Annotated in this window: 21 protein-coding genes and 1 pseudogene; 18 read left to right on the forward strand and 4 right to left on the reverse strand. The window is 73.2% G+C overall.

Annotation, left to right across the window (positions count from 1 at the left end):
* Positions 1-128 precede the first annotated feature (128 nt).
* From truA to glmM, 5 genes are all read left to right on the forward strand, one after another.
* Positions 129-1,040: a tRNA pseudouridine(38-40) synthase TruA gene (gene truA, locus ACFV61_RS07080; protein ID WP_244293441.1), complete on the forward strand. Its 912-nt coding sequence runs from the start codon at positions 129-131 to the stop codon at positions 1,038-1,040.
* A gap of 41 nt (positions 1,041-1,081) precedes the next feature.
* The gene (locus ACFV61_RS07085; protein WP_350877126.1) at positions 1,082-2,740 is read left to right on the forward strand and encodes an ATP-binding cassette domain-containing protein; all 1,659 of its coding nucleotides are present in this window, start codon (positions 1,082-1,084) and stop codon (positions 2,738-2,740) included.
* A gap of 235 nt (positions 2,741-2,975) precedes the next feature.
* Positions 2,976-3,419, forward strand: a complete 444-nt coding sequence (gene rplM, locus ACFV61_RS07090; protein ID WP_063348980.1) for a 50S ribosomal protein L13 — start codon at positions 2,976-2,978, stop codon at positions 3,417-3,419.
* A gap of 33 nt (positions 3,420-3,452) precedes the next feature.
* Positions 3,453-3,983, forward strand: coding sequence for a 30S ribosomal protein S9 (gene rpsI / locus ACFV61_RS07095; RefSeq protein WP_107452914.1), 531 nt, complete (start codon positions 3,453-3,455; stop codon positions 3,981-3,983).
* A gap of 165 nt (positions 3,984-4,148) precedes the next feature.
* Complete coding sequence (gene glmM, locus ACFV61_RS07100; RefSeq protein WP_380427739.1) at positions 4,149-5,513, forward strand: phosphoglucosamine mutase; 1,365 nt, start codon at positions 4,149-4,151, stop codon at positions 5,511-5,513.
* A gap of 178 nt (positions 5,514-5,691) precedes the next feature.
* Here glmM and coaA read toward each other — a convergent pair.
* Positions 5,692-6,684: pseudogene (gene coaA / locus ACFV61_RS07105) on the reverse strand (type I pantothenate kinase); the annotation flags it as partial.
* A 99-nt stretch (positions 6,685-6,783) separates the two neighbouring features.
* Here coaA and glmS point away from each other — a divergent pair.
* Positions 6,784-8,640: a glutamine--fructose-6-phosphate transaminase (isomerizing) gene (glmS, locus tag ACFV61_RS07110; protein WP_079135822.1), complete on the forward strand. Its 1,857-nt coding sequence runs from the start codon at positions 6,784-6,786 to the stop codon at positions 8,638-8,640.
* Between the two features lie 31 nt (positions 8,641-8,671).
* Here glmS and ACFV61_RS07115 read toward each other — a convergent pair whose 3' ends face one another.
* Positions 8,672-9,229 (reverse strand): Uma2 family endonuclease, encoded by a 558-nt coding sequence (locus ACFV61_RS07115; RefSeq protein WP_380427735.1) that lies wholly within the window; start codon positions 9,227-9,229, stop codon positions 8,672-8,674.
* Positions 9,230-9,400: 171 nt separating this feature from the next.
* Here ACFV61_RS07115 and ACFV61_RS07120 point away from each other — a divergent pair, with 171 nt between their 5' ends.
* The 5 genes from ACFV61_RS07120 to ACFV61_RS07140 all read left to right on the forward strand — a co-directional run bounded on the left by ACFV61_RS07120 (position 9,401) and on the right by ACFV61_RS07140 (position 14,353).
* A complete protein-coding gene (locus tag ACFV61_RS07120) occupies positions 9,401-10,876 on the forward strand; it encodes an NAD(P)H-hydrate dehydratase (protein WP_380427733.1) in 1,476 nt (491 codons plus the stop codon).
* Positions 10,877-11,058: 182 nt separating this feature from the next.
* On the forward strand, positions 11,059-12,258 hold the full coding sequence (gene alr / locus ACFV61_RS07125) for an alanine racemase (protein ID WP_380427731.1): 1,200 nt from the start codon (positions 11,059-11,061) through the stop codon (positions 12,256-12,258).
* Positions 12,255-13,448: an alpha/beta fold hydrolase gene (locus ACFV61_RS07130; RefSeq protein WP_380490510.1), complete on the forward strand. Its 1,194-nt coding sequence runs from the start codon at positions 12,255-12,257 to the stop codon at positions 13,446-13,448. Before alr ends, ACFV61_RS07130 begins: the two co-directional genes overlap by 4 nt.
* Before the next feature lie 95 nt (positions 13,449-13,543).
* Positions 13,544-14,041 (forward strand): tRNA (adenosine(37)-N6)-threonylcarbamoyltransferase complex ATPase subunit type 1 TsaE, encoded by a 498-nt coding sequence (gene tsaE, locus ACFV61_RS07135; protein ID WP_063348988.1) that lies wholly within the window; start codon positions 13,544-13,546, stop codon positions 14,039-14,041.
* 117 nt (positions 14,042-14,158) lie between these two features.
* Positions 14,159-14,353, forward strand: a complete 195-nt coding sequence (locus tag ACFV61_RS07140; RefSeq protein WP_063348989.1) for a hypothetical protein — start codon at positions 14,159-14,161, stop codon at positions 14,351-14,353.
* Positions 14,354-14,369: 16 nt separating this feature from the next.
* Here the strand turns inward: ACFV61_RS07140 and ACFV61_RS07145 are convergent, their stop codons facing one another.
* Positions 14,370-14,939, reverse strand: a complete 570-nt coding sequence (locus ACFV61_RS07145; protein WP_063351335.1) for a hypothetical protein — start codon at positions 14,937-14,939, stop codon at positions 14,370-14,372.
* 153 nt (positions 14,940-15,092) lie between these two features.
* On the opposite strand from ACFV61_RS07145, the gene tsaB reads away from it, so the two are divergent.
* From tsaB to ACFV61_RS07170, 5 genes are all read left to right on the forward strand, one after another.
* Positions 15,093-15,767, forward strand: coding sequence for a tRNA (adenosine(37)-N6)-threonylcarbamoyltransferase complex dimerization subunit type 1 TsaB (gene tsaB / locus ACFV61_RS07150; RefSeq protein WP_063348990.1), 675 nt, complete (start codon positions 15,093-15,095; stop codon positions 15,765-15,767).
* 23 nt (positions 15,768-15,790) lie between these two features.
* Entirely contained in the window at positions 15,791-16,270 is a 480-nt protein-coding gene (gene rimI, locus ACFV61_RS07155) for a ribosomal protein S18-alanine N-acetyltransferase (RefSeq protein WP_063351336.1), read from the forward strand.
* Complete coding sequence (tsaD, locus tag ACFV61_RS07160; protein WP_350877149.1) at positions 16,263-17,369, forward strand: tRNA (adenosine(37)-N6)-threonylcarbamoyltransferase complex transferase subunit TsaD; 1,107 nt, start codon at positions 16,263-16,265, stop codon at positions 17,367-17,369. Before rimI ends, tsaD begins: the two co-directional genes overlap by 8 nt.
* A gap of 11 nt (positions 17,370-17,380) precedes the next feature.
* On the forward strand, positions 17,381-17,626 hold the full coding sequence (locus tag ACFV61_RS07165) for a hypothetical protein (RefSeq protein ID WP_244293442.1): 246 nt from the start codon (positions 17,381-17,383) through the stop codon (positions 17,624-17,626).
* An 80-nt stretch (positions 17,627-17,706) separates the two neighbouring features.
* Entirely contained in the window at positions 17,707-18,621 is a 915-nt protein-coding gene (locus ACFV61_RS07170; protein ID WP_380490512.1) for a polysaccharide deacetylase family protein, read from the forward strand.
* Between the two features lie 25 nt (positions 18,622-18,646).
* On the opposite strand, the gene ACFV61_RS07175 is transcribed toward ACFV61_RS07170, so the two are convergent.
* Positions 18,647-19,813, reverse strand: coding sequence for an SAM-dependent methyltransferase (locus tag ACFV61_RS07175; protein WP_380430695.1), 1,167 nt, complete (start codon positions 19,811-19,813; stop codon positions 18,647-18,649).
* A gap of 285 nt (positions 19,814-20,098) precedes the next feature.
* Here ACFV61_RS07175 and groES point away from each other — a divergent pair, with 285 nt between their 5' ends.
* Together groES and groL are read left to right on the forward strand one after the other, a co-directional pair.
* A complete protein-coding gene (gene groES / locus ACFV61_RS07180) occupies positions 20,099-20,404 on the forward strand; it encodes a co-chaperone GroES (RefSeq protein WP_014136232.1) in 306 nt (101 codons plus the stop codon).
* A 116-nt stretch (positions 20,405-20,520) separates the two neighbouring features.
* Positions 20,521-22,146 carry a chaperonin GroEL gene (gene groL, locus ACFV61_RS07185; protein ID WP_380490514.1) on the forward strand — a complete coding sequence of 542 codons (1,626 nt, stop codon included), beginning with the start codon at positions 20,521-20,523 and terminating at the stop codon, positions 22,144-22,146.
* Positions 22,147-22,240: the final 94 nt, after the last annotated feature.

Raw genomic sequence — 22,240 nt, forward strand, 5'->3', positions numbered from 1 at the left:
TGTGTGGGTGGCGCCTGCGTCTGGTTTGAGACCGCGCCGGCGGGCGGAGCCACCCGGCTGGGGGGGGCGGCGCCCCCGCTCCCCCCAGGGGGGGGGGGGGCCCCCGTTCCTTCTGTCTGGAGTGGATTGTGGTCAACGATTGCGCCGAGCAGCCGCCGGTGAAGGACGGCCCGGCCGACGGGTGCGTCCGGGTCCGGCTCGATCTCGCCTACCAGGGCGCCGAGTTCTCCGGCTGGGCCCGCCAGCGCGGCGGCCGCCGGACGGTCCAGGAGGAGATCGAGAGCGCGCTGCAGATCGTCACCCGCAGCCCCGAGCTGTTCCCGCTGACCGTGGCCGGGCGCACCGACGCCGGGGTGCACGCCCGCGGCCAGGTCGCGCACGTCGACCTGCCGGCCGAGCTGTGGGAGGCGCACCGCGAGAAGCTGATGCGCCGGCTGGCCGGCCGGTTGCCCGGGGACATCCGGATCTACCGGGTCGGCGAGGCGCCGGCCGGGTTCGACGCCCGCTTCTCGGCGATCTGGCGCCGCTACGCCTACCGGGTCGCCGACCACCCCGGCGGGGTCGACCCGCTGCTGCGCGGGCACGTGCTCTGGCACGACCGCCCGCTGGACGTCGACCGGATGAACGAGGCCGCGAAGCTGCTGCTCGGCGAGCACGACTTCGCCGCGTACTGCAAGAAGCGCGAGGGCGCCACCACCATCCGCACCCTGCTGGAGCTGCACTGGGACCGCGTCCCGGTGGACTCCTACGCCGCCCAGGAGGGCTCGCTGGCGGTCGCCACCGTCCGCGCCGACGCGTTCTGCCACAACATGGTCCGGGCGCTGGTCGGGGCGATGCTGCTGGTCGGCGACGGGCACCGGCCGGTGGAGTTCCCCGGCGAGGTGCTGGCCGGCGGGGTCCGCAACTCGGCCGTCAACGTGATCCGGCCGTACGGGCTCACCCTTGAGGAAGTCGGCTACCCGCCGGACGACCAGCTCGCCGAGCGGAACCGCCAGGCCAGGCGGCTGCGCACACTGCCCGGTCAGCCGCCCGTCGGGTAATCCGTTTGGGCCAGGCGCGTCGGCTTGGGACAATCGTCCGCATGGGACACGTCGAGATTTCGCACCTGGAGTACTACCTGCCGGACGGGCGGGTGCTGTTCGACGACGCGTCCTTCCGGGTCGGTGAGGGCGCCGCGGTCGCCCTGGTCGGCGCCAACGGGGCTGGCAAGACCACCCTGCTGCGGATGATCGCGGGGGACCTCCAGCCGCACGGCGGCACGGTGACGATCAGCGGCGGGCTCGGCGTGATGCGCCAGTTCGTCGGCACCACCGGCCGCGAGGACGAGCGGGCCACCCCGGGCGCGCTGGCGCCGGACGCCTCGGTCCGCGACCTGCTGGTGTCCGTCGCCCCCGAGCGGATCGCCGTCGCCGCCCGCGCGGTGGACGCCGCCGAACTGGCGATGATCGCCCAGGACGACGAGAAGACCCAGATGGCCTACGCCCAGGCGCTCTCCGACTGGGCCGACGTCGGCGGCTACGACTACGAGACCGACTGGGACGTCTGCACCATGGCGGCCCTCGGGATGCCCTTCGACAAGGCCCAGTGGCGCGGCCTGAACACCCTCTCGGGCGGCGAGCAGAAGCGGCTCGTCCTGGAGGCGCTGCTGCGCGGCCCCGAAGAGGTGCTGCTGCTCGACGAGCCCGACAACTACCTGGACGTCCCGGGCAAGCGCTGGCTGGAGGAGGCCCTCAAGGCCACCTCGAAGACCGTCCTGTTCATCTCGCACGACCGCGAGCTGCTCTCCGAGGCCGCCGACAAGATCATTGCCGTCGAGTCCGGCGCGGCCGGGAGCAGCGTCTGGGTGCACGGCGGCGGCTTCGACAGCTTCCACGAGGCCCGCAAGGACCGCTTCGCGCGCTTCGAGGAGCTGGGCCGGCGCTGGGACGAGGAACACGCCAAGCTCAAGAAGCTGGTCGTCACCCTGCGCCAGGCGGCCTCCGTCAGCCACGCGCTCGCCACCCGCTACGCCGCCGCCCAGACCCGGCTGAAGAAGTTCGAGGAGGCCGGCCGCCCGGAGGAGCCCCCGCGCGAGCAGAGCATCACCATGCGGCTCAAGGGCGGGCGTACCGGCGTGCGCTCCTTCACCGTGGAGCAGCTGGAGCTCACCGGTCTGATGAAGCCCTTCGACCTGGAGGTGTTCTACGGCGAGCGGGTCGCCGTGCTCGGCTCCAACGGCTCCGGCAAGTCGCACTTCCTGCGGCTGCTGGCGGGCGACGAGAGCGTCGCGCACACCGGCACCTGGAAGCTCGGCGCCCGGGTCGTCCCCGGCCACTTCCGGCAGACCCACGCCCACCCGGAGCTGTTCGGCCGGACGGTGCGCTCGATCGTCGAGGAGGAGCACGCGCTCAGCCGCAGCGCCGCGATGGGCGCGCTGCGCCGCTACGAGCTGGACCGGCAGGAGGAGCAGAAGTTCGAGTCGCTGTCCGGTGGGCAGCAGGCCCGGCTGATGATCCTCAAGCTCGAACTCTCCGGCGTGACGGCCCTGTTGCTCGACGAGCCGACCGACAACCTGGACCTGGACAGTGCCGAGGCGCTGCAGGCCGGGCTGGAGGCCTTCGACGGCACCGTGCTGTGCGTCACCCACGACCGCTGGTTCGCCAAGACCTTCGACCGCTACCTGGTGTTCGGCGCCGACGGCCGGGTCTACGAGTCGCCCGAGCCGGTCTGGGACGTCAGCCGGGTGGAGCGCGAACGCTGAGTGACGGCGGGGGTGGGGGAAGCCGATTTTTGACCCCCACCCGCCCGCCCGGTAACCTGGACGCTTGATGTGCGTATTGGCTCGCTCTATCTCACGTGAGAGGTCGGTACGCCGGAGACATCAGGTTCGACGACCAGCGGTCCCCCTTGAATTGCGTCCAAGGTTGACCAGGCTGCTCTGCCGTCCCAGGTGCTCCTGTCAGGACTCACTCACTGAAAAGCGAAGGCATACGACCGTGCGTACGTACAGCCCCAAGCCCGGCGACGTCCAGCGTCAGTGGCACGTCATCGACGCGAACGACGTCGTGCTCGGCCGCCTGGCTTCCCAGGCCGCCAACCTCCTCCGGGGTAAGCACAAGGCGATCTACGCGCCGCACGTTGACACTGGTGACTTCGTCATCATCATCAACGCCGACAAGGTGCACCTGTCCGGTAACAAGAAGACCCAGAAGCTGGCCTACCGCCACTCTGGCTTCCCGGGTGGTCTGCGGTCGGTGCGCTACGACGACCTGCTGGCGAACAACCCGGAGAAGGCCGTCGAGAAGGCCATCAAGGGCATGATCCCCAAGAACAGCCTGGGCCGCCAGATGCTCTCGAAGCTGAAGGTCTACTCGGGCGACCAGCACCCGCACGCTGCCCAGCAGCCGGTGCCGTTCGAGATCACCCAGGTCGCGCAGTAATTCGGCCACCAAGCCCCCCAACACTGAAAAGAGCTGAGGAACACCGTGGCCGAGACCACTGAAACCACCGAGACCCTTGAGGTCGACTTCGACGAGGCCGTTGAGGCTGTCGAGGGCGAGTACACCTCCGAGGGCGAGTACACCTCCGAGTCGCTGGCCGGCCGCTTCGGCGAGGCCATCCCGGGCGCCGGCCTCGGCCGTCGCAAGGAGGCGATCGCCCGCGTGCGCATCGTCCCCGGCACCGGCCAGTGGAAGATCAACGGTCGCACCCTGGAGAACTACTTCCCCAACAAGGTGCACCAGCAGACCGTGAACGAGCCCTTCAAGCTCCTCGAGCTTGACGGCCGTTACGACGTCGTCGCCCGCATCTCCGGTGGCGGCGTCTCCGGCCAGGCCTACGCGCTGCGCCTCGGCGTGGCCCGTGCCCTGAACGAGGCCGACGTGGACAACAACCGCGGCGCGCTGAAGAAGGCCGGCTTCCTGACCCGTGACGCCCGCGCCGTCGAGCGCAAGAAGGCCGGTCTCAAGAAGGCCCGCAAGGCGCCGCAGTACAGCAAGCGCTAATCGCGCCCCTGGGGGTGCGGCCCGCCCTGGCGGCGCACCCCCTGGTTGCGCGAACCGTCGCCCCGGAGTACCACGTGTACTCCGGGGCGACGTGTTCCCCGGCTATCGTGCGGCGGCCGGGTGCCATCGGTTGGGTTCCGAGCAGTGGTGATGGAGGACGGGACAGTGGGACGACTCTTCGGTACGGACGGCGTGCGCGGGGTGGCCAACGTGGGCCTGACGGCCGAGCTCGCGCTCGGGCTGTCGGTCGCGGCGGCCCATGTGCTCGGCGAGGCCGGCGCCTTCGAGGGCCACCGGCCGGTCGCGGTGGTCGGCCGGGACCCGCGTGCCTCGGGCGAGTTCCTGGAGGCCGCCGTCATCGCCGGCCTGGCGAGCGCCGGCGTCGACGTGCTCCGGGTCGGCGTGCTGCCGACCCCGGCCGTGGCGTACCTCACCGGCGCGCTCGGCGCCGACTTCGGCGTGATGCTCTCCGCCAGCCACAACGCGATGCCCGACAACGGCATCAAGTTCCTCGCCCGCGGCGGCCACAAGCTGGACGACCGCATCGAGGACGCGATCGAGTCCCACTACCGCACGCACACGCTCGGCAGCGAGGACTGGAACCGGCCGACCGGCGCCGCCGTCGGCCGGGTGCGCGAGTACACCGAGGGCTTCGACAAGTACGTCGCCCACCTGATCGGCGTGCTGCCCAACCGCCTCGACGGCATCAAGGTCGTCATCGACGGCGCCCACGGCGCGGCCGCCTACGTCGCCCCCGAGGCCTTCGCCCGGGCCGGCGCCGAGGTCGTCCACACCCTGGGGGCGGAGCCCACCGGCCTCAACATCAACGACGGCGTCGGCTCCACCCACCTGGACCGGCTGCAGGCCGCCATGACGGAGTACCGCGCCGACCTCGGCATCGCCCTCGACGGCGACGCCGACCGCTGCCTGGCCGCCGACGCCGACGGCAACGAGGTGGACGGCGACCAGATCATCGCCATCCTGGCCGTCGCGATGAAGGACGCCGGCACCCTGCGCCGCAACACCGCGGTGGCCACCGTGATGTCCAACCTCGGCTTCAAGCTGGCGATGGAGCGCGAGGGCGTCGACCTGGTGGAGACCGCCGTCGGCGACCGCTACGTGCTGGAGGCGATGAAGGAGCACGGCTTCGCGCTGGGCGGCGAGCAGTCCGGCCACGTCATCCTGCTCGACCACGCCACCACCGGCGACGGCACCCTGACCGGCCTCATGCTGGGTGCCCGCCTGGCCAGCACCAAGCAGCCGCTGGCCGACCTGGCCGCCGTGATGACCCGTCTGCCGCAGCAGCTGATCAACGTCAAGGGCGTCGACAAGAGCCGGGTGAACACCAGCGTCGAGCTGGCCGCCGCGGTCGCCGAGGCCGAGGCCGAACTGGGCTCCACCGGCCGGGTGCTGCTGCGCCCGTCCGGCACCGAGCCGCTGGTCCGGGTCATGGTCGAGGCCGCCGACCCGGTGCAGGCCGAGTCCGTCGCGCAGCGGCTGGCCGAGGCCGTGCGGACGCACCTGGGCTGAGCCCGGCACGACGGAAGGGGCCCCGCCGCCGGCGGGGGGCCCCCCCCCCGCCCCGGGGGGGGGGGGGGGGTGTTAAAAAAAAAACGGGGCCCCCCCACACACCCAGGGTATGAGAGGGGGGGGGCGGGGGGCGCCCCCCCCCGCCGCCGCCCCCCCCCCTCCCGTCGCTTCGGTGACAGAGCTTGCGCCGCAGCGCCCGGCGGACCTTGTGGTCCGCCCCCTTCTGGAGGATCAGGGTGGCCCGGCCGCGGGTCGGCAGCACGTTCTCCAGCAGGTTCGGCTTGTTGATGGTGCGCCAGACCTGCCGGCCGTACTCCATCGCCTCCTCCTCCGGCACCTCGGTGAAGCGGCGGAAGTAGGAGTTCGGGTCCTGGAAGGCGGTCTGCCGCAGCTTGCGGAAGCGGTCCAGGTACCAGTGCTCGATGTCGTCGGTGCGGGCGTCGACGTAGATCGAGAAGTCGAAGTAGTCGGCCACCGCCAGCCGGGTGCGCCCGTCGCTGCCGGGCAGGGCCGGCTGGAGCACGTTCAGGCCCTCGACGATCAGGATGTCCGGGCGCTCCACGGTGAGCCGCTCGCCCTGCACGATGTCGTACACCAGGTGCGAGTACACCGGCGCGGTGACCCGCTCCTTGCCCGCCTTCACGTCCGCCACGAAGCGCATCAGCGCCCGGCGGTCGTACGACTCCGGGAAGCCCTTGCGGGCCATCAGGCCCCGGCGGCGCAGCTCGGCGTTGGGCAGCAGGAAGCCGTCCGTGGTCACCAGCTCGACCCGCGGATGCTCGGGCCAGCGGGCGAGCAGGGCCTGGAGCAGGCGGGCCGTCGTCGACTTGCCGACCGCGACCGAGCCGGCCACCCCGATGATGAACGGGGTCCGGGTGCGCTCGGTGTCCGGCGTGTCCAGGAAGGTGCCCAGCGTGCCGCGCAGCTCGTGCGTGGCGTGGATGTACAGGTTCAGCAGCCGGGACAGCGGCAGGTAGACGTCGCGGACCTCGTCCAGGTCGAGGGCGGTACCGAGGCCGCGTAGCCGTTCCACCTCCTCGGCGGTCAGCGGCAGCGGCGTACGCTCGCGCAGTGCGCTCCACTCGGCCCGACTGAGGTCCACGTAGGGGGACGGCGACGGGCCGGGCGTGGCGGCGCCCCGCGTACAGAGTTCGGTCAGCACATGCTCCATTGTGAGCCGTGGCGGCGTTCACCGTGGTTGTGGTGTCGGTCACGCACTGTTCGCGGGAATCGGGAAAAGGGCCTCAGAACCGCCCTTATGCTGGCACGCATGTGCGGAATTGTTGGATACGTGGGCGCGCAGTCCGCCCTCGACGTAGTAATCGCAGGCCTGCAGCGACTGGAGTACCGGGGCTACGACTCGGCCGGTGTCGCGGTGCAGGCGCAGGACTCCGACGGGCAGTGGAGTCTGGTCACCGACAAGCGGGCCGGCAAGCTCGCCAACCTGGAGAAGTCGCTCGCCGAGACCCCTCTGCCCGGCGGCACCACCGGCATCGGCCACACCCGCTGGGCCACCCACGGCGGCCCGACGGACGCCAACGCCCACCCCCACCTGGACGACCACCTCCGGGTGGCCGTGGTGCACAACGGCATCATCGAGAACTTCGCCCAGCTGCGGGCCGAGATCGCCGAGCGCGGCCACACCCTCCGCTCCGAGACCGACACCGAGGTCGTCGCGCACCTGCTCGGCGAGGCCTACGACGGCGACCTCGCGGAGGCCATGCGCGTGGTCTGCCGCCGCCTCGACGGCGCCTTCACCCTCGTCGCCGTGCACGCCGACGCGCCGGACGTGGTCGTCGGCGCCCGCCGCAACTCGCCGCTGGTGGTCGGGCGCGGCGAGGGCGAGAACTTCCTCGCCTCCGACGTCTCCGCGTTCATCGCGCACACCCGCGAGGCCGTCGAGCTGGGTCAGGACCAGGTCGTCGAGCTGCGCCGGGACGGCGTCACGGTGACCAACTTCGACGGCACCCCGGCCGACGTGCGCGAGTACCACGTCGACTGGGACGCCTCGGCCGCCGAGAAGGGCGGCTACGACTACTTCATGCTCAAGGAGATCGCCGAGCAGCCGAAGGCCGTCGCCGACACCCTCCTCGGCCGGATCGGCACCGACGGCCGGCTCATCCTCGACGAGCTGCGCATCTCCGACGCCGACCTGCGCTCGGTCGACAAGGTCGTCATCGTCGCCTGCGGCACCGCCTTCCACGCCGGCATGATCGCCAAGTACGCGATCGAGCACTGGACCCGCATCCCCTGCGAGGTCGAGGTCGCCTCCGAGTTCCGCTACCGCGACCCGATCATGGGCCCGGGCACGCTGGTCATCGCCATCTCCCAGTCCGGCGAGACCATGGACACCCTGATGGCCCTGCGGCACGCCCGGGAGCAGGGCGCCAAGGTGCTGGCGATCTGCAACACCAACGGCTCCACCATCCCGCGCGAGTCGGACGCGGTGCTGTACACCCACGCCGGCCCCGAGGTCGCCGTCGCCTCCACCAAGGCGTTCCTGACCCAGCTGGTCGCCTGCTACCTGGTCGCCCTCTACCTGGGCCAGGTGCGCGGCACCAAGTGGGGCGACGAGATCCTCGCCGTCATCAAGGAGCTCAGCGACGCGCCCAAGCAGGTCGAGCAGGTCCTGGAGACCATGGAGCCGGTGCGCGAGCTGGCCCGCTCGCTCGCCGACGCGCGCTCGGTGCTGTTCCTCGGCCGTCACGTCGGCTTCCCGGTGGCCCTGGAGGGCGCGCTCAAGCTCAAGGAGCTGGCGTACATGCACGCCGAGGGCTTCGCGGCGGGCGAGCTCAAGCACGGCCCGATCGCGCTGATCGAGGAGGGGCTGCCGGTCGTCGTGGTCGTCCCCTCGCCGCGCGGGCGGTCGATCCTGCACGACAAGATCGTCTCCAACATCCAGGAGATCCGGGCCCGTGGCGCCCGCACCATCGTGATCGCGGAGGAGGGCGACGAGGCGGTCGTCCCGTACGCGGACCACCTGATCCGCATCCCGGTCACCCCGACCCTGCTCCAGCCGCTGGTCTCCACCGTGCCGCTCCAGGTCTTCGCGTGCGAGCTGGCGACGGCCAAGGGCCACGAGGTCGACCAGCCGCGCAACCTGGCCAAGTCGGTCACCGTCGAGTAGCACGGCGTGGTGCCCCTGCGGTGGCTGTGCCCTACCGCAGGGGTGCCGTGTCGAGCGTGAAGGAGAAGGGGGCGGGCAGGTCGATCGGCTTGCCGAACTCGACCTGCGTGCGGGTGATGTAGTCCTCGCCTTCGGGTTTGGTGAACAGCGTGACCGTGCCCTCACTGCGGTCGACCAGCAGGTAGCACGGGATGCCTGCGGCGGCGTAGCCGCGGCGCTTGGGTTCGCGGTCCTTGTGCGGGTTGATCGAGGTGACCTCGAAGACGAGGAGGACGCCTTCAGTCGGGGCCCAGGAATCCAGATGGTCGAAGTGGCCGGCCGGTACCACCGTGCCGTCGGGGATGAGCCGGCCTTTGGGAGTGACAAGACCCTTGGTGCCTGCGATGTCCAGATCGATCGCGGCGTTCCGGAAGAATTGCTTGTTGAGCTTCGATACCGCACCGTCGTGCGGGCCGTCCGGCGGCGGCGTCACGACGATCTCCCCCTCGATGAATTCGGCCTTGCTCCCCAGCGGGGTGTCCAACTCCAGAAACGGCTGGAGAAGACTGTCCTCGCTCGGCGGGTACTCGACTGCCGGCATGGCGACCATGGCCCTTCCCCCTCCTGTGGGTCCGTGTCGAGCCACAAGCTAGGCGTACGGACCGGCGCCGGTGGGGGATCGAAGTGGTTGTCACTCGAAAGTGTCCCGCAGCTCGGCCTGCCGTGGGGCGGTGGCGCGGGCTAGCGTCGGCGGTACGTCGACTGCTGAAGGAGCCCTCGCATGCGTCATGCCCATCGGGTGGAAGTCGTCCGGGCCGCCGAGGCCGCGCTGATGGCGCGGCTGCCGGAGGGGACGCTGATGCAGCGGGCGGCCGCCGGGCTGGCGGCGACCTGTGCCCGGCTGCTGGCGGGGCGTCGGGGGCGGGTGTACGGCAGTCGGGTGGTGGTGCTGGCCGGCAGCGGGGACAACGGGGGTGACGCCCTGTACGCCGGGGCGGCGCTGGCCCGGCGGGGCGCGCGGGTGACGGCGGTGCTGCTCGCGCCGGAGCGTGCGCACGCGGGCGGGCTGGCCGCGCTGCGGGCTTCCGGCGGGCGGGTGGTGCTGGATCAGGAAGTCGGCCTGGCCGACTTCTCGCGCGCCGACCTGGTGCTGGACGGCATCGTCGGCATCGGCGGCCGGGGCGGGCTGCGGGACGGGGCCCGGCCGTACGCGCGGGCCGGGCGGCGCGGGGTCGTGGTGGCCGTGGACCTGCCCAGCGGGGTCGACGCCGACACCGGCGAGGTGCCGGGCGAGGCGCTGCGCGCGGACGTCACGGTCTGCTTCGGCACGTACAAGCCGGGCCTGCTGGTCGACCCGGGTGCCTCCTACGCGGGCGCCGTCCAACTGGTCGGGATCGGACTGGAGCCGCCCGCGCCGGAGGTGACGGCTCTGCAGCACGCGGACGTGGCGGCGCTGCTGCCGCTGCCGGGCGCCGAGAGCGACAAGTACCGGCGGGGCGTGGTCGGGGTGGCGGCCGGTTCGGCGACGTACCCGGGCGCGGCGCTGCTGGCGGTCGCCGGGGCGCTGCACGGCGGCGCGGGCGCCGTCCGGTACGTCGGCACGGCGGCCGAGGAGGTGGTGCGGCGCTTCCCGGAGGTGCTGGTCACCGAGGGCGGGCCGGCCGGGGCCGGGCGGGTGCAGGCCTGGGTGGTCGGGCCGGGCGGCGGCGAGGGGGCGCGGCAGGCGCTGGCCGAGGCACTGTCGAGCGACGTCCCGGTCCTGGTGGACGCGGACGGGCTGACCGAGCTGGCCCGGCTCGGCCCGGACGCGCTGGCCGGCCGGACGGCCCCCACCCTGCTCACCCCGCACACCGGCGAGGCCGCCCGGCTGCTCGCGGGCGCCGACGGCGCCGCGCCGCCGCCCGCCGACTCGCTGGCCGCCGCCCGGCTGGCCACCGCCCGCCGGCTGGCGGCCGCCTACCGGGCGACGGTCCTGCTCAAGGGCTCCACCACGGTGATCGCCGACCCGGGCGGCGCCGTCCGGGTCAACCCGACCGGCACGTCCTGGCTGGCCACCGCCGGCAGCGGCGACGTCCTGGCCGGCCTGGCGGGCTCCCTGCTGGCGGCCGGCCTGGCGCCGCTGGACGCCGCGTCGGTGGGCGCCTACCTGCACGGCCTGGCGGGCCGCCACGCGGCGGGCGACCCGGGCGCGCCGGTGACGGCGCCGGCGGTGGCGCAGGCGCTGCCCGCGGTGTGGCGGGCGGTGCGGGAGGCGTAGGCCCGGGGCGGGCGGTGCGGTGGGGACGGGCGGTGCGGAACCGATCGGTCCTGCGTGCGCGTCCGGAACAGGGTGACGAGCGGTGCGCCGCAGGTCGGCGCGGTGCCGGGGGCCCTGGCACCGGCCGCCGCACGGACGGGCCGTTCGGCGAGGACTCCGGGATGTCTGGGAGACTGACCCTGATGACAACTGCGAACACGACCGGCACGGCCACCCTGACCGACGGCGTAAGGGCCGAGGCGACCATCGATCTGGCCGCCCTGCGCGGCAACCTCGCCGCGCTGCGCGAGCGCGTCGGCGGCTCGGCGGTGATGCTCGCGGTCAAGGCGGACGCCTACGGCCACGGCGCCGTCGAGTGCGCCCGCGAGGCGGTCGCGAACGGGGTCGGCTGGCTCGGCTGCGCGACGCCCGAGGAGGCGCTGGCACTGCGGGCCGCGGGCATCCGCCCTGAGCAGGCCCGCGTCCTGTGCTGGCTGTGGACGCCGGGCGGGCCGTGGCGGGAGGCGCTGCGCGCGGACATCGACATCTCGGTGAGCGGCCAGTGGGCGCTGGACGAGCTGCTGCCGGCCGTCCGGGAGACCGGCATCCCGGCCCGGGTGCACCTGAAGGCGGACACCGGTCTGGGCCGCAACGGCTGCCAGCCGCACGACTGGCCGCACCTGGTGGCGGCCGCCCGCCGCGCCGAGGCGGAGGGGCTGCTGACCGTGGTCGGCGTCTGGTCGCACTTCGCCGCCGCCGACGAGCCGGGCCACCCGTCGATCCAGGCCCAGCTGGACTCCTTCCACGCGGCGCTGGCCCGGGCCGAGGCCGCCGGGCTGCGCCCGGAGGTGCGGCACCTGGCGAACTCGCCGGCCACCCTGCTGCTCCCGCAGTCGCACTTCGACCTGGTCCGTACCGGCCTGGCCGCGTACGGGCTGTCGCCGGTGCCGGAGGTCGGGTCGCCGGCCGACTTCGGGCTGCGCCCGGTGATGGCGCTGACCGCGCGGCTGGCGCTGGTCAAGCACGTTCCGGGCGGGCACGGGGTCAGTTACGGCCACCACTACGTGACGCCGGGCCCGACCACGCTGGGCCTGGTCCCGGTCGGCTACGGCGACGGCATCCCGCGGCACGCCAGCGGCACCGGCCCGGTGCAGATCGGCGGCAAGTGGCGCACGATCGCCGGCCGGGTCGCGATGGACCAGTTCGTCGTGGACCTGGGCGGGGACACCCCCGCGATCGGCGACGAGGTGCTGCTGTTCGGCAACGGCGAGCAGGGCGAGCCGACCGCCGAGGACTGGGGCCGGGCCTGCGGCACCATCTCGTACGAGATCGTGACCCGGATCGGCGCCAGGGTCCCGCGCCGCTACCTGGGCGGCAGCCGCACCGAGGGCCCGGGCGCATGACGGAGGGACCGGCCGAGAGCGGCCCGGTCGCGGCGGTGGCCAAGGCGGCCGGCGCGGCCTCCGGGGTGAGCCGGGCCGGTGTGATCGGGATCTCGGTCGGCGTGCTGGCGGCCGGGGCGGCCGCCGGGGTGGCGATAGAGCGGCTGACCGTCGGCCGGGCGACCCGCCGCCGGGCCCGGGCCGAGCTGGACGCCGAGGCCCCGTACGGCTCGCTGCGCGGGCGCCCGCGGACGGTGGCCGCGCCGGACGGCACCGAGCTGTACGTCGAGCTGGACGGCACCGGCCCCGAGCCGGACGGCGGCACCTCCGGCGCCGAGCCGCTGACCGTGCTGTTCTGCCACGGCTACTGCCTCAACCAGGACAGCTGGCACTTCCAGCGGGCCGCGCTGCGCGAGGGACTGCGGCTGGTCTTCTGGGACCAGCGCAGCCACGGCCGCTCCGAGCGCTCCCGCTCCTTCCTGGCCGGCGAGCCGGCCAGCATCGACCAGCTGGGCGGCGACCTCAAGGCGGTGATCGACGCCGTCGCGCCGACCGGGCCGCTGGTGCTGGTGGGCCACTCGATGGGCGGCATGACGGTGATGGCGCTGGCCGACCAGCACCCGGAGCTGTTCCGGGAGAGGGTCGCCGGGGTGGCGCTGATCGGCACGCTGGCGGGGGACTGGAACGAGGTCAGCCTCGGGCTGCCGTCGGCCGGCGCGAAGCTGTTCAAGAAGGTCGCGCCCGGGGTGATGCGGCTGCTGGGCCGTCAGGTCGAGCTGGTGGAGGCGAGCCGGCGGCTGGGTGCGGACGTCGCCGCCGTCTTCTACCGGAGGTTCTCCTTCGGCGGGCGGGACGTCGACCCGGGCGTGGTGCGGTTCGCCGAGCAGCTGCTGGACGCCACCCCGATCGACGTGGTCGCCGAGTTCTACCCGGTGTTCGCCGCGCACGAGAAGTACGCGGCGCTCGCCGCCCTGAGCGGCCTGCCGACGCTGGTGCTGGCCGGTACGAAGGACCTGCTGACGCCGTCGGCGCACAGCGAGGCGATGGCCGAGCGGCTGCCCGGCGCGGAGCTGGTGCTGGTGGAGGGCGCCGGGCACCTGGTGATGCTGGAGCGCCCGGAGCTGGTCGACCACGAGCTGGTGGCGCTGCTGCGCCGGGCCGCAGGCTTCGCCGGCGCCGCGCCTCCCCCGGCGGTCCTGGACGGCCCCTGACCCCTTCCGGCGCGCGCCGGGCCGGCGATGTGGCACGGTAGCGGTGGCGGCCGGCGGTCGGCACGCCGGTACGGACCGAAGGGCAAGACACGCGCATGGGCTCGCACGCCACTCTCACCGTCCCCACCCCGGAGCGGATGGGCCGGCTCGGCCGGGAGCTGGCCGCGCTGCTGAGGCCCGGGGACCTGGTGCTGCTCTCCGGTGAACTGGGGGCGGGGAAGACCACGCTGACCCGGGGCCTGGGGGAGGGGCTGGGGGTCCGCGGGGCGGTGACCTCGCCGACCTTCGTGATCGCCCGGGTGCACCCGTCGCTGGTCGGCGGCCCGGCGCTGGTGCACGTGGACGCGTACCGGCTCGGCGGGGACCTGGACGAGATGGAGGACCTCGACCTGGACGTCTCGCTGCCGGAGTCGGTGGTCGTGGTCGAGTGGGGCGAGGGCAAGGTCGAGCGGCTGTCCGAGGACCGGCTGGAGGTGCGGATCGAGCGCGCCCTCGGTGACACCGCCGACGAGGACGATCTGGACCCGCGCCGGGTGGTGCTGACCGGCCTCGGTCCGCGCTGGGCGGGTGTCGCGCTGGAGGCGCTCGGCTGAGGCCCGCGCCCAGGTGTGCGCCGTTTTGCCGACAGGCTGTCGGGAAGTGTTGCGGGCGGGGTGCCGGGCGTGGTGGGATGGGTGCTGCGGTTAGGTCTGCCTAACTAGGGAGGCGCCATGTCGAGCACCACCCCCGCCCCGAAGCGCGCCGGGCACGGCGCCGGGGCCGGAGAGTCCGCCCGCCGCGTCCAGGGGGCGCCGATGCGGGCGCTGCTGGCCGCCTGTGCGGCCGCCGAGGCGGTGTCCACCCCGCCCGAGCCGGAGCCCCGGCGGGCCGAGGAACCGGAGACGGGCACACCCCGCGCGGCCTGACACGCCCGAGCCGGGCTCAGGCGACCACGACCACCTTGGTGCCGTTCGGCGCGAAGTCCCAGAGCAACTGGCCGTCCGGGCGGCCGCTGCGGATGCCGCCGGTCTTGGCGTTCGGCTCGGTGGTCGGGGTCGCGCCGTCCACGGCGGCGCTGAAGCCGAACACCACGCCGTTCTGCTGCGCGAAGCGCACCACGTGCTCGATCTGCTTGCCGTCCGTCCCGGTGGTCGTCGGGGTGCGGCTGTAGACCGAGTAACTGCCCGGAGCCGGCTCGACCGAGCCCGGGGTGACCGGGAAACCGGGCGTGACCTGTGGGTTCTTCTTCGGGTCGATCAGCCAGACGTAGTGGCTGCTGATCGAGTAGACCACCCTGGTCCCGCTGCCCGAGATGGTCGGCAGCGGCGGGACCGTCGGGGTGGCCGAGGCGCTCGGCGTCGCGGAGGCGGCCGGCCCGCTGGACGTCGTGGTGCTGGCGGTCGGCTTGGCGCCGGCCGCCCGGTCCTGAGCGCCGTTGGCCTGGAAGGCCAGCAGGCTCACCACCGCCAGGGCCCCCAGGGTCAGCCCCGTGACCACCACACCAGGACCCATCTTCGCCACGTGCCGCTCCCGCCGCCGTCCCTTTACGTACGGCCCCATCGTGCCAGGTCCGTCCGGCCGGGTCGCGGCGCCCCGGATGTGTGTTCCTGGATGGCACACCTGGTCGATCGGCCGGTCGGACGAACGGCGGTCTAACCTTGACCCGTGCTGCTGCTCGCGTTCGACACCGCTACCCCCGCCGTCACCGCCGCCGTCCACGACGGCACGGCCGTCCTCGCCGAGACCCATCAGGTCGACGCCCGGCGCCACGGCGAACTGCTCCTGCCCGCGATCGACCAGGTCCTGCGGGCGGCCGGCGTCGACAAGCACCGGCTCACCGGCATCGCGGTGGGCGTCGGCCCGGGCCCGTACACCGGCCTGCGGGTCGGCCTGGTGACCGCCGCCGCGCTCGGCCACGCCCTCGGGCTGCCGGTGCACGGCGTCTGCACCCTGGACGCGATCGCCCACCAGGCCCGCGCCGAAGGCCTGGCCGGGCAGCCGTTCACGGTGGCCACCGACGCGCGCCGCAAGGAGGTCTACTGGGCCTCCTACGACGCCGACGGCCACCGCACCGAGGGCCCCGGCGTGGACCGCCCCGCCGAGCTGGCCCCGCAGCCGCGCTCGGTCGGCGCCGGCGCGCTGCTCTACCCCGAGAGCTTCCCCGGCGCGCACGGCCCCGAGCACGTGTCGGCCGGCGCCCTGGCGGGCTTCGCCGCCGCCGAGCTGGCGGCCGGCCGCGAGCTGCTGCCGAACGTCCCGCTGTACCTGCGCCGCCCGGACGCCCAGGTGCCGGCTGCCTTCAAGAATGTTCTAGGGGGCAAGGCGGTGCTCCCGGCGTGAAGCACGGCACCACCCTGCGCCCGATGCGCTGGTGGGACATCGCGCCGGTGATGGAGCTGGAGCTGCGGCTCTTCCCCGAGGACGCCTGGTCCACCGGGATGTACTGGTCCGAGCTGGCCGAGACCCACCCCGGCGGCACCCGCCACTACACCGTCGCCACCACCGCGGACGGCGCCATCGTCGGCTACGCCGGGCTGATGGCGATCGCCGGCGAGGGCGACGTCCAGACCATCGCCGTCGACCAGCGCCACCAGGGCGCCGGCCTCGGCGCGGCGCTGCTCACCGACCTGATCCGGGAGGCCGCCCGCCGCGGCTGCGCCGAACTGCTGCTGGAGGTACGGGTGGACAATCCGCGCGCCCAGCAGCTGTACGAGCGCTTCGGCTTCCAACCGGTGGGCATCCGGCGCGGCTACTACCAGCCCGCCAACGTCGACGCGCTGGTGATGCGCCTCGACCACCCCAGCACTGACCCGAAGGACCTTAAGGACACCCGCCATGGCTGACGAACCGCTCGTCCTCGGCATCGAGACCTCCTGCGACGAGACCGGCGTCGGCATCGTGCGCGGCACCACGCTGCTGGCCGACGCGGTCGCCTCCAGCGTCAACGACCACGCCCGCTTCGGCGGCGTCGTCCCGGAGATCGCCAGTCGCGCCCACCTGGAGGCGATGGTCCCGACCATCCAGCGCGCGCTGGACACCGCCGGCGTCAAGGCGAGCGACCTGGACGGCATCGCGGTCACCGCCGGCCCCGGCCTGGCCGGCGCGCTGCTGGTCGGTGTCAGTGCCGCCAAGGCGTACGCCTGGGCGCTGGACAAGCCGCTGTACGGGGTCAACCACCTCGCCTCGCACATCTGCGTCGACCAGTTGGAGCACGGCCGGCTGCCGTCGCCGACGATGGCGCTGCTGGTCTCCGGCGGGCACTCCTCGCTGCTGCTCAGCGAGGACATCACCAGCGACGTCCGCCCGCTCGGCGCGACCATCGACGACGCGGCCGGCGAGGCCTTCGACAAGGTCGCCCGGGTGCTCGGCCTGGGCTTCCCGGGCGGCCCGGTGGTCGACCGCACCGCCCGCGAGGGCGACCCCAAGGCGATCGCCTTCCCGCGCGGCCTGAGCGGCCGCAACGACCCCGCGTACGACTTCTCCTTCTCCGGTCTGAAGACCGCCGTCGCCCGCTGGGTGGAGGCCAAGCGCCGGGCCGGCGAGGAGGTGCCGATCGCCGACGTGGCGGCGTCCTTCCAGGAGGCCGTCACCGACGTGCTCACCCGCAAGGCCGTCAAGGCGTGCCGGGACAACGGCGTCGACCACCTGATGATCGGCGGCGGGGTGGCCGCCAACTCGCGGCTGCGCGAGATGGCCCAGCAGCGCTGCGACCGGGCCGGCATCCGGCTGCGGGTGCCCCGGCCGGGCCTGTGCACCGACAACGGCGCGATGGTGGCCGCGCTGGGCTCCGAGATGGTGTGGCGTGACCGCACGCCGTCCGCGCTCGACCTGTCCGCCGACTCCTCGCTGCCGGTGACCGAGGCGCACGTGCCGGCCGCGGACGTCCGGCACGGCGACGTCCACGGCCAGGCGTACCAGGCCCTCACCGGCGGCGCCGAGTGACCGTCGCCGCGATGTGGGAGGCCCGCGCCGCCACCGGCCGCGGGGCCGAACTCGCCTCCTGGGTACGGGAGGTGGCGCTGCCTGCGGTGCGCGGTTCGGCCGGACTGGTCCGCACCGAGCTGCTCGGCGCGCCCGGCGAACGGGTGCTGCTGATCACCTGGTGGACCGGCGAGCCGGTGCCGGTCGCCGACCCGCCGGCCGACCTGCTCGGCCGCCCGGTGCACCGCTGGTCCTTCACCAGCGAGCACGTCGAATAGGCGCTGTCCGGGAACCGCCGCCCCGACCGCTACCGTGCATAGCTGAGAAGAAGCTGGACGGGAACCGGGAGCGCGCTGCGGTGAACAGGGACGGTCGGAGCAGGACCAGGACGTACGCGGTGGGGGCGCTGGCCCTGCTGGCCCTGGCCACCGGATGCGGCGACAACGGGGGCGCCGCCGCCCCGGCGGCGGCCGGCGGCAGCTCGGCGGCCACGCCCCAGCCCGCCGGCGGCGGCGCGGTGCCGACCAGCCCGGCCGGCACGCCCACCACCGCGGCCCCGGCCGGCGGGGACCCGGCGGCCTGGGCGAAGTGGAACCTCAAGCCGCTGGCGCCGGCCCCCGCGCCGCCCGCGGACAAGCCCATCAAGCTCGAACGGACCGGCCCCGTACCGGTGTTCAGCGAGGTGAAGACGAGCGACAAGGTCGTCTTCATCACCATCGACGACGGCGCCGAGAAGGACCCGAAGTTCGTCGAGATGCTGACCGAGCTCAAGGTGCCGATCTCGATGTTCCTGACCCGGGACATCGTCAAGAACGACTACGGCTACTTCAAGCCGCTCCAGGCGCTCGGCAACCACATCCAGAACCACACCGTGGACCACCCGGTGATGAGCAAGATCCCGGCGGAGAAGCAGAAGTCCGAGATCTGCGACGCGCAGTCCGCGCTCACCCAGCAGTACGGCACCGCCCCGCTGCTGTTCCGCCCGCCGTTCGGGGACGGCGCCAACACCCCGACGCTGAACAACTCGGTCCAGCAGTGCGGCCCGCGCGCGATGGTGCTCTGGCGCGAGTCGATGCAGATCCACGACATGCAGTACCAGGCGGCGGACAAGAAGCTGAAGTCCGGCGACATCATCCTGGCGCACTTCCGCGGCCCGAAGGAGCTCAAGGGCGCCACGATGACCCAGATGTTCGGCGACCTGCTGGCCCGGATCCAGGAGCAGGGCTTCTCGGTGGCCCGGCTGGAGGACTACATCCAGGCGCCCGCCTCGTAGTCCGTGCGCCCACCCCGTGGCCGCCTCAGGCGGGCCGGCCGAGCATCATCAGCGGCCCGTTGTCGGTGCGGCTGAGGATCACCGTGACGGCGTTCGGCCCGGAGGGCTTGAGCTGGCGGCGCAGCTCCTCCGGGGTGATCGCCATCCCGCGCTTCTTGATCACCACCGTGCCGACTCCGCGCTCGCGCAGCAGCGCCTTCAGCCGCTTGATGTGGAACGGCAGCACGTCGGTGAGCTCGAAGGCGTGCGCGTACGGGGTGGCGACCAGCCGGTCCGAGGTGAGGTAGGCGATCTTCGGGTCGATCAGTCGGCCGCCCACCTGCTCGGCCACCTCGGCCACCAGGTGGGCCCGGATCACCGCGCCGTCCGGCTCGTACAGGTAGCGCCCGACCGGGCCGGCCGGCGGGTCGGGCAGGTCGCCGCCGGTGAGGCTGGCGGCCTGCGGCAGCAGGGTGGCGCGGTGCGGGCGGGCGGCCCCGGTGCCGAACCAGAGCACCGCCTCCTTCACGTCGCCGTGGTCGGAGACCCACTCCGCCTCGGCGTCGGCCGGGACGGCCTCGTGCGGGATGCCCGGGGCCACCTTCAGCGCGCCGATCGGGGTCCGGCGGCCGGCCTCGATCGCCCAGGAGAGCGGCGGGGCGTACGCCTCCGGGTCGAACACCCGGCCGCGCGCCGTCCGCCGCGCCGGGTCGGTGAACACCGCGTCGTAGCCGGTGACGTCCACCTCGGCGACGTCCGCGCAGCGCACCCGGACCAGGTCGGTCAGGCCCAGCGCGGCCGCGTTGGCGGCGGTGGCGGCGCAGGCCGCCGGGTCCTTGTCGACGGCCAGCACCTCGATCCCGGCCCTGGCCAGCGCCAGCACGTCCCCGCCGATGCCGCAGCACAGGTCGGCCAGCCGGCGGACGCCCAGCTCGGCGAAGCGGCGCGCCCGCCACTCGGCCACGCTGCGCCGGGTGGACTGCTCGACGCCGTTGGGCGTGAAGTACATCAGGTCGGCGTCCGCCCCGAACTTCGCCCGCGCCCGCTGCCGCAGCCGGGCCTGCCCGAAGGCCGCCGAGACCAGCTCGGCCGGGTGCTCCCGCCGCAGCCTGGTGGCCAGCGACAGCTCCTCCTCGGGCGTGAACTCGCGCAGTTCGGCGAGCAGGGCCTGGCCCTCGGGGGTCAGCAGGGGCTGGAGGTTCTCGGTGTCCACGGGGCCATTCTGGCGGGTTGGCCGCCCCACCGGCTCCGACGGTGCCGGCGCGGTGGGGCGGGGCGGTCGCACGGGTGTACGGCTCCGTGCCCGCGGTTCGGGATGCCCGGGCGCGCCGTTGGCACTCTGGTTGACTGAGTGCTAACACCGGCCTATGGTCGTCCTTGGCACTCCCCACTGGGGGAGTGCTAACGCGAAGACGTGTGCCTGACCCCCGCGACGGCAGGCCCGCAGGTTCGCTCCTACCCGTTAGAAACCCCGTAATCTCCGAAGGGGAGCTCGGACGTGACCACCAGCAGCAAGGTTGCCATCAAGCCGCTTGAGGACCGCATCGTGGTCCAGCCGCTCGACGCCGAGACCACCACGGCCTCCGGCCTGGTTATCCCGGACACCGCCAAGGAGAAGCCCCAGGAGGGCGTCGTCCTGGCCGTCGGCCCGGGTCGCTTCGAGGACGGCCAGCGTCTGCCGCTCGACGTCGCCGTCGGTGACATCGTCCTGTACTCGAAGTACGGCGGCACCGAGGTGAAGTACCAGGGCGAGGAGTACCTGGTTCTCTCCGCTCGCGACGTTCTCGCCATCATCGAGAAGTAAGTCGTTCCGACCCGCCCCGGATCCGTGTCCCAAGTGACAGGGGCCCGGGGCGTGGTTGTTGGTTCACGTAGTCCGGCGGCCGGTGGGCCGGCCGAAGCCCCGAGGGAATAGGGAACATGGCGAAGATCCTGCAGTTCAACGAGGACGCCCGCCGCTCGCTGGAGCGCGGTGTCAACAAGCTGGCCGACACCGTCAAGGTGACCATCGGCCCCAAGGGCCGCAACGTCGTCATCGACAAGAAGTTCGGCGCCCCGACCATCACCAACGACGGTGTGACCATCGCCCGTGAGGTCGAGCTGGACGACCCGTACGAGAACCTTGGCGCGCAGCTCGTCAAGGAGGTCGCCACCAAGACCAACGACGTCGCGGGTGACGGCACCACCACCGCCACCGTGCTGGCCCAGGCCCTGGTCAACGAGGGTCTGCGCAACGTCGCCGCCGGTGCCGGCCCGGCCGCCCTGAAGAAGGGCATCGACAAGGCCGTCGCCGCCGTCTCCGAGCACCTGCTCTCGGTGGCCCGCGAGATCGAGGGCAAGGACGACGTCGCCGCCGTCGCGTCCCTCTCCGCCCAGGACACCCAGGTCGGCGAGCTGATCGCCGAGGCGATCGACAAGGTCGGCAAGGACGGTGTCATCACCGTCGAGGAGTCGAACACCTTCGGCGTGGAGCTGGACTTCACCGAGGGCATGCAGTTCGACAAGGGCTACCTGTCGCCGTACTTCGTCACCGACGCGGAGCGGCAGGAGGCGGTCCTGGAGGACCCGTACATCCTGATCAACCAGGGCAAGATCTCCTCCATCCAGGAGCTGCTGCCGCTGCTGGAGAAGATCCTCCAGGGCGGTGCCTCCCGGCCGCTGCTGATCATCGCCGAGGACGTCGACGGCGAGGCGCTGTCCACCCTCGTGGTGAACAAGATCCGCGGCACCTTCAACGCGGTCGCCGTCAAGGCCCCGGGCTTCGGCGACCGCCGCAAGGCGATCCTCGGCGACCTGGCCACCCTGACCGGCGGCACGGTCATCTCCGAGGAGGTCGGCCTCAAGCTCGACCAGGTCGGCGTGGACGTGCTGGGCACCGCCCGCCGCGTGACCATCACCAAGGACGAGACCACCGTCGTCGACGGTGCCGGTGACAGCGAGGCCGTGGCCGGCCGCGTCGCCCAGATCAAGGGTGAGATCGCCGCCACCGACTCCGACTGGGACCGCGAGAAGCTGCAGGAGCGCCTGGCCAAGCTGGCCGGCGGCGTCTGCGTCATCAAGGTCGGCGCCGCCACCGAGGTGGAGCTGAAGGAGCGCAAGCACCGCCTGGAGGACGCCATCTCGGCGACCCGTGCCGCGGTCGAGGAGGGCATCGTCGCCGGTGGCGGCGCCTCCCTGGTGCACGCCGCCAAGGTGCTGGACGGCGGCCTGGGCCTGTCGGGCGACGAGGCGACCGGTGTCGCGGTCGTCCGCAAGGCGCTGCACGAGCCGCTGCGCTGGATCGCCCAGAACGCCGGCCTGGAGGGCTACGTCATCACCTCCAAGGTCGCCGAGCTGGAGATCGGCCAGGGCTACAACGCGGCCACCGGCGAGTACGGCGACCTGGTGAAGGCCGGCGTCATCGACCCGGTCAAGGTCACCCGCTCCGCCCTGGAGAACGCGGCCTCGATCGCCTCCCTGCTGCTCACCACCGAGACCCTCGTGGTGGAGAAGAAGGAAGAGGAGGCCGAGGCGGGCCACGGCCACGGTCACGGCCACTCGCACTGACGCCTGACGGTCGAGGGGGGGGGCGCCGGCGCCGCCCGCGCGGGGGGGGGCCGCGCCGCGGCGGGGGGGGGCGGGGGGTGGTGTGATTATCACT

It is taken from the genome of Kitasatospora sp. NPDC059817, assembly GCF_042731835.1.
GTDB lineage: Bacteria > Actinomycetota > Actinomycetes > Streptomycetales > Streptomycetaceae > Kitasatospora.

Excerpts from the sequence above, each read along its gene's own strand:
- ACFV61_RS07140 (WP_063348989.1), top strand. The coding sequence starts at position 14,159 with ATGTCGAGCACCACCCCCGCCCCGAAGCGCGCCGGGCACGGCGCCGGG.
- tsaE (WP_063348988.1), top strand. The coding sequence starts at position 13,544 with ATGGGCTCGCACGCCACTCTCACCGTCCCCACCCCGGAGCGGATGGGC.
- glmS (WP_079135822.1), top strand. The coding sequence starts at position 6,784 with ATGTGCGGAATTGTTGGATACGTGGGCGCGCAGTCCGCCCTCGACGTA.
- alr (WP_380427731.1), top strand. The coding sequence starts at position 11,059 with ATGACAACTGCGAACACGACCGGCACGGCCACCCTGACCGACGGCGTA.
- ACFV61_RS07165 (WP_244293442.1), top strand. The coding sequence starts at position 17,381 with ATGTGGGAGGCCCGCGCCGCCACCGGCCGCGGGGCCGAACTCGCCTCC.
- groL (WP_380490514.1), top strand. The coding sequence starts at position 20,521 with ATGGCGAAGATCCTGCAGTTCAACGAGGACGCCCGCCGCTCGCTGGAG.
- ACFV61_RS07120 (WP_380427733.1), top strand. The coding sequence starts at position 9,401 with ATGCGTCATGCCCATCGGGTGGAAGTCGTCCGGGCCGCCGAGGCCGCG.
- ACFV61_RS07085 (WP_350877126.1), top strand. The coding sequence starts at position 1,082 with ATGGGACACGTCGAGATTTCGCACCTGGAGTACTACCTGCCGGACGGG.
- tsaD (WP_350877149.1), top strand. The coding sequence starts at position 16,263 with ATGGCTGACGAACCGCTCGTCCTCGGCATCGAGACCTCCTGCGACGAG.
- ACFV61_RS07130 (WP_380490510.1), top strand. The coding sequence starts at position 12,255 with ATGACGGAGGGACCGGCCGAGAGCGGCCCGGTCGCGGCGGTGGCCAAG.
- ACFV61_RS07115 (WP_380427735.1), bottom strand. The coding sequence starts at position 9,229 with ATGGTCGCCATGCCGGCAGTCGAGTACCCGCCGAGCGAGGACAGTCTT.
- rimI (WP_063351336.1), top strand. The coding sequence starts at position 15,791 with ATGCGCTGGTGGGACATCGCGCCGGTGATGGAGCTGGAGCTGCGGCTC.
- ACFV61_RS07145 (WP_063351335.1), bottom strand. The coding sequence starts at position 14,939 with ATGGGTCCTGGTGTGGTGGTCACGGGGCTGACCCTGGGGGCCCTGGCG.